Origin of the sequence: Psychrobacter sp. (assembly GCF_030457785.1) — a bacterium.
Taxonomy (GTDB): domain Bacteria; phylum Pseudomonadota; class Gammaproteobacteria; order Pseudomonadales; family Moraxellaceae; genus Psychrobacter.
The window spans coordinates 1-5,648 of record NZ_JAKDUI010000178.1; the positions used below are offsets into that span (position 1 = coordinate 1).

Here is a 5,648-nt window from a genome sequence, read left to right on the forward strand (position 1 = left end):
AAACTTATATTATGAATATTCTACAGGCTATCCAACTGTAAATATCAATTCAAAAAAACAATCAATTACGTTTAGCGATCCAATTTAAATCGCTTTCACTTTTACTAATTTGAACCAAAGGAATGTTCTTATGGCCGTTTATAATGCTCCCCTCGATGACATGCGTTTTATTTTAACGGATGTTTTTCAAGCACCAAAATTTTGGCAAAGTAACGAAAACCTAGAGCATGTTGACATGGAAACAGTTGATATGATTTTAGAAGAAATGGCAAAACTAACCAAAAACATATTGCTGCCTATTAATCGTACCGGTGACGAAGAAGGCGCTACTTTTGAAGGCGATGGCGTCGTCACTACCCCAGCAGGCTTTAAAGAAGCTTATAAGCAATATGCAGAGTCAGGTTGGGTTGGGTTAAGTGGCAATGCTGAGTATGGTGGACAAGGGTTCCCAAAAATGGTCACCATGCTGACCGAAGAAATGGTATTTACCACCAACCAGTCGTTTGCCCTCTATCCAAACCTCACTGTTGGTGCGACGCTGTGCCTGAACGCAGCAGGCTCAGAAGAGCAAAAACAAACCTACTTAGAAAAAATGTACAACGGTGAATGGTCAGGCACCATGTGCTTAACTGAACCGCATGCAGGCACTGATCTAGGCATCATCAAAACCAAAGCCGTACCAAACGATGATGGTAGCTATGATATCTCTGGTACTAAAATCTTTATCACTGGTGGTGAGCATGACCTCACTGACAATATTATTCATTTAGTATTGGCAAAAACTCCTGATGCCCCAGAAGGATCAAAAGGTATTTCACTGTTTGTCGTACCGAAGTTCTTGGTCAATGATGATGGCAGTTTAGGAGAACGCAACACCTTATCAGTCGGCTCTATCGAACACAAAATGGGTATCAAGGCCTCTGCGACTTGTGTCATGAACTTTGACAGTGCCAAAGGCTGGATGGTTGGTGCCGAAAACACTGGTCTGTCTTCCATGTTCATCATGATGAACTATGAGCGGGTAACGATGGGATTGCAAGGTCTTGGTGGTTCTGAACTTGCATATCAAAATGCTGCTCTATACGCCAATGACCGTGGTCAAGGTCGTAGCGACACACAAATTCAAAGCCCAGAAAAACCAGCCGATGCCATTATTCATCATGCGGATGTGCGCCGCATGCTACTAAATGCTAAAGTCAACACCGAGGCTGCACGTTGCTTTGCGATGTATGTCGCCAAAAACCTTGATGAAGAAAAGTTCAGTACCGATCCTGAGGCTGCCAAAGCAGCAGCAGCTCGTGTGGCACTATTAACCCCTATTGCTAAAGCGTTTTTGACTGATAAAGCACTAGAAGCCACCGTTGATTGCCAGCAAGTCTTCGGTGGTCACGGCTATATACGTGAATGGGGTATGGAGCAAATCGTTCGTGATACTCGTATTGCGCAGATTTATGAGGGTACCAACGGTATACAAGCGCTCGATTTATTGAGCCGTAAAGTCGCTCGTAACGATGGCAAGTACATCACTCATTTCTTGGGTGAGATTCGCGACTTTATTAATAACATGCAAGCGGATCATGCGATCAAGCAAGCCACACTGGCTGCTGCAGATACTATCGAAAAGCTAACCGATACCGTCCTGAAGAATATTGGCGAGCGAGAGAATGAAATCAACGGTTGTGCCGTCGACTACATGCACGCACTCGGCTACTTATCTTACTCTTATATGTTTGCGTTGATAGTGGAAGCCGCTAACGGTCAAGAAGGTGATTTCTACACCAACAAAGCCAAACTTGCGGATTATTTCATCGGTCGTGTTTTGCCACGTATCGACGCCCACGCTCAGATGGTACAAGCTGGCAGTGACCCAATGATGAACTTCGATCTTGATTATTTTGATGTACCTGCTAGTTAAGTGGTTTTCGTATATAATGCCAGTAGATAATGAAAAGGACAGCCAATCGTGGGCTGTCCTTTTTTTGGCAAAGCGATTTTAATCATAACTGCTAACAAAAATGTTTGACTATCAATACATAGTTAAGATTAAAATACCGTACAATGAATCTTCGTCCATGTTACGTGGAATCACGATCAAGTGGCTAGCAATCATACTTACCATAAACTGTTATGCTTCACCCATGATAGCTTGTAATGTAAGACAAAGCACGTACCAGAATGGCAATAGTTGCTACAGCTAACATGCTGAACATGTCTGTTTGCAGACAAGCCATAACGACTATATTGTATATAATAAAAGCGACTAAGACAGTCCTAACAAAGGGTTTAAGGTATCAGAAATGAAACACATTTTACAGCAGATTACTGCCTTAAGTGATGTACCTGACCCTGCGGTACTAAAGCGATTGATAAATGAGCTGCGAGTAAGTGACAAAGAACCTTCACTCGCTAACGAAAAAATTGAAGCTCTAATTGACATCCTTCGTCACAACCCAGAGTATGCTAGTGGGCTAGCAAGCTTCGTCTTAAAACTCATTATTGACTACCGACAAATCGCACTTTACACCGACACAGGCATCATGTCAGACCAAGGCTTCTTTAACAGCTTACGTCGTCTTGTCGGTCATCGATTTTTGCCTTTATTACCCCAGCAGGACTCAGTTGTTGAGCTGGCGAGCTTTTTGTTTGATAAGCGCTCTGATGAAGGCTGGTTAGCGAATATCGAAAGTGAAAAGTGGGACGAGCTTGTCGAAGTTCTGAAAGTTACCGATGAGCAATTAAATCTAGTCGCCACAGCAAAAAACAATATTTTAAATGCCATTATCATTTTATCTTACCGCATCAGTGGCATTGGGTTGCACCCTGATCTGATGGATTCATATCCGCAAATGCTGAACTATTCGGCCGCTTTTGTTGCTCAAAACCAAGAAGCGGTGCTGTTCGTCAATCAATATCGCCAAGCACATGAGCTTGATGCTTTGACAGACACTACCCCTGAAAATGAAATCGATCCAGCGCCGCTACTGGTCATGCTCGAGCAGTGTGAAGATATTGTCGCCACAGTTCGTAAACGTATCTATAAGACAGGCATCTCCATACGTCTGACCAATATGATGCTGCGCTTGGATCAGAGTTTGCAGCGCATGCGCATCTTGACCGATCTGGTTACTGATGATAACAAAAAACGTGATCACGCGATTATCGAGCTAGTAGAAATCCTGATTACGACGGTTAATCGCCGCTACAGTATTGGCTATTTAATCGACAATAACACCAAACTACTTTCTCGCAAAGTCACAGAAAACGCCAGCCGTGTCGGTGAGCACTACATCAGTACTGACAAATACGGCTACCAGAACATGTTTAAAAAGGCCTCTATTGGCGGCTTTATCATCGCTTTTATGGCCACCATCAAAATCATGACCTATCAATTGGCCTTGGCACCCATCGGCCGAGCTTTTGTTAACAGCATGATTTACGGATTGGGTTTTGTTTTTATTCATGTGATACGTGGTACTGTTGCCACCAAACAGCCAGCGATGACAGCTGCTGCTATTGCCTCCACCATCTCAGCTGAAGGCTCTTCCAGAAAATCGCGACAACTGACTAAACTGTCGGAGTTGGTCGTCGATATTTTACGTACGCAATTCATCGCCATTATGGGCAACGTGATGCTTGCTATACCCGTCGCTCTGATTATCTCTTTTGTGTGGCTGCAATATACGGGCACGCCGATGATAGACACCGATAAAGCAGACTATCTACTCCACGACCTCGATCCGTTTCGATCGCTCGCCCTTCCTCACGCGGCCATCGCAGGTGTATACTTATTCCTGGCAGGACTCATCGCTGGTTACTACGATAATTTAGCGGTTTATAATGACGTTGGGGCACGTATTCAACGCCACAAATTGTTGAAGCATATCATGCCACAGTCTTGGCTACATCGACTGGGTGGGTTTGTAGAAGCCAACCTAGGTGCCATCATGGGTAACTTCTTGTTTGGCGTATTCTTAGGCAGCACTGCCACTATTGGTTATATTTTTGGCTTACCTATCGATATTCGACACATTGCTTTTGCATCGGCAAACTTAGCACACGGCCTGTTTAATATGTCAGCCGGCGATATCAGCTGGAACATTATTTTAATATCAGCGTTAGGCGTAGCGCTTATCGGTATTGTCAACTTATTGGTCAGTTTTTCACTGGCACTTTTTGTGGCTCTACGCTCGAAAGAGGTGCGTTTCCAAGAGTGGGGCCGCTTGACCAAGTTGGTGATTGGTCACATCATTAGTCATCCTGCTGACTTTTTCTGGCCACGCGATAATCCGATGAAATACGCACGCATCGATAGCCATGGGCATATGATATTCGATGACACTACCGCACAAAGAGGTGGTAAACCACCACAAAGTAATTATGTGGTACGACGCTTGTCTGATGTCAGGATACTGCCGGAATCAAAGAAGCCCAGTCAAAAGGGCCGAGAAACAAATACCAATATATACTATGACAATCAGCCAGAAGGTAACCATCATCAACCTCATGCACCATCTAAAGAAGTTATCGATCTAGACGACGGTCTCATCGATGATGAGTTAAATAGTGTGCCGTATGACAATGACATTCAGTACAATAATGCCAAAAGAAGATTGCGCAATAAGCAATATAAAGAAGAGCAAAGCAACAATGGTACTGAGCAAAACTCAACTGAGTCTGCTGATAACGAAAGCGACGGTAACAAATCTAATCTGCCAAAACCAAAAAAACCACCACAACTGCCTGATTAGTGGCATAGCGGTGGTGGCCTGGTTTGTGAACTTGACTACTCGAGTTTAGTAAAAATGTTGTATGCCTTGTTATGGCGATGGACACTCCGCACTTGATGCCACTACGTGTCCGTCACTCAATCGGTAAGCCAACAACTGATTTCCCCAAACACAACCACCATCAAGCGCACGGGCATGTGGTAAATCCACTTCACCTTTTATGGCAGCCCAATGTCCAAAGAGTATTTTGCGTGAACGCGGGGCTTGCCACTCAAACCAAGGTAGGAACCCTTCTGGCATAGGGTCATCTAACCCAGCCGAAAACCCAAACTCTAACGTGCCATCTTTCTTACAAAGCCGCATACGCGTAAAGTAATTGGCGATGGCACGCATTTTAGTATGACCTTCAATTCTGGCATGCCAGTCATCAGCAGTCTTACTGTATAGATTGGGCAATAACTGATCAAGAACCTCTAGATCACCTCGTAGCTGCTTCTCTAACTCCTGTGCATAACCCGCAGCGACCTCGGTGCTCCAGTGCGGTGGAATGCCAGCATGTACCAACACCGTTTGCTCATCTGGATAAGCCAATATCGGTTGATGTCGTAACCACTCTAACAATTCATCACAATCAACAGCATCAAATATTGGCTCGGTTTTGTCTTTTTTCTTGATATTCGAGGCACCACGCCACACTGCAATCAAATTGAGATCATGATTGCCAAGAACTGTCGCTGCAGCACCACGCTCACACAGTGACTTTATGTCACGCAGTGTACTCAGCGAGTCTTCACCGCGCGCTACCAAATCACCAGCAAACCATAATTTATCTTGGTCTGGATCAAACTGTAATTTGTTAAGTAATTGGCGATATGCAGCATAGCAACCTTGCAAATCACCGATGACATACTGATGGCGGAA

Annotated in this window: 3 protein-coding genes; 2 read left to right on the plus strand and 1 reads right to left on the minus strand. The window is 44.3% G+C overall.

Translation table 11 applies throughout. The features are described 5' to 3' along the window. Positions 1-130 precede the first annotated feature (130 nt). Both L0J61_RS08720 and L0J61_RS08725 read left to right on the plus strand, forming a co-directional pair. Entirely contained in the window at positions 131-1,915 is a 1,785-nt protein-coding gene (locus L0J61_RS08720) for an acyl-CoA dehydrogenase family protein (RefSeq protein ID WP_301466057.1), read from the plus strand. A 382-nt stretch (positions 1,916-2,297) separates the two neighbouring features. Further along, a complete protein-coding gene (locus L0J61_RS08725) occupies positions 2,298-4,748 on the plus strand; it encodes a site-specific recombinase (protein WP_301466058.1) in 2,451 nt (816 codons plus the stop codon). A gap of 69 nt (positions 4,749-4,817) precedes the next feature. On the opposite strand, the gene L0J61_RS08730 is transcribed toward L0J61_RS08725, so the two are convergent. Continuing rightward, a partial coding sequence (locus L0J61_RS08730; RefSeq protein WP_301466059.1) for a symmetrical bis(5'-nucleosyl)-tetraphosphatase occupies positions 4,818-5,648 on the minus strand: 831 nt, incomplete at its 5' end.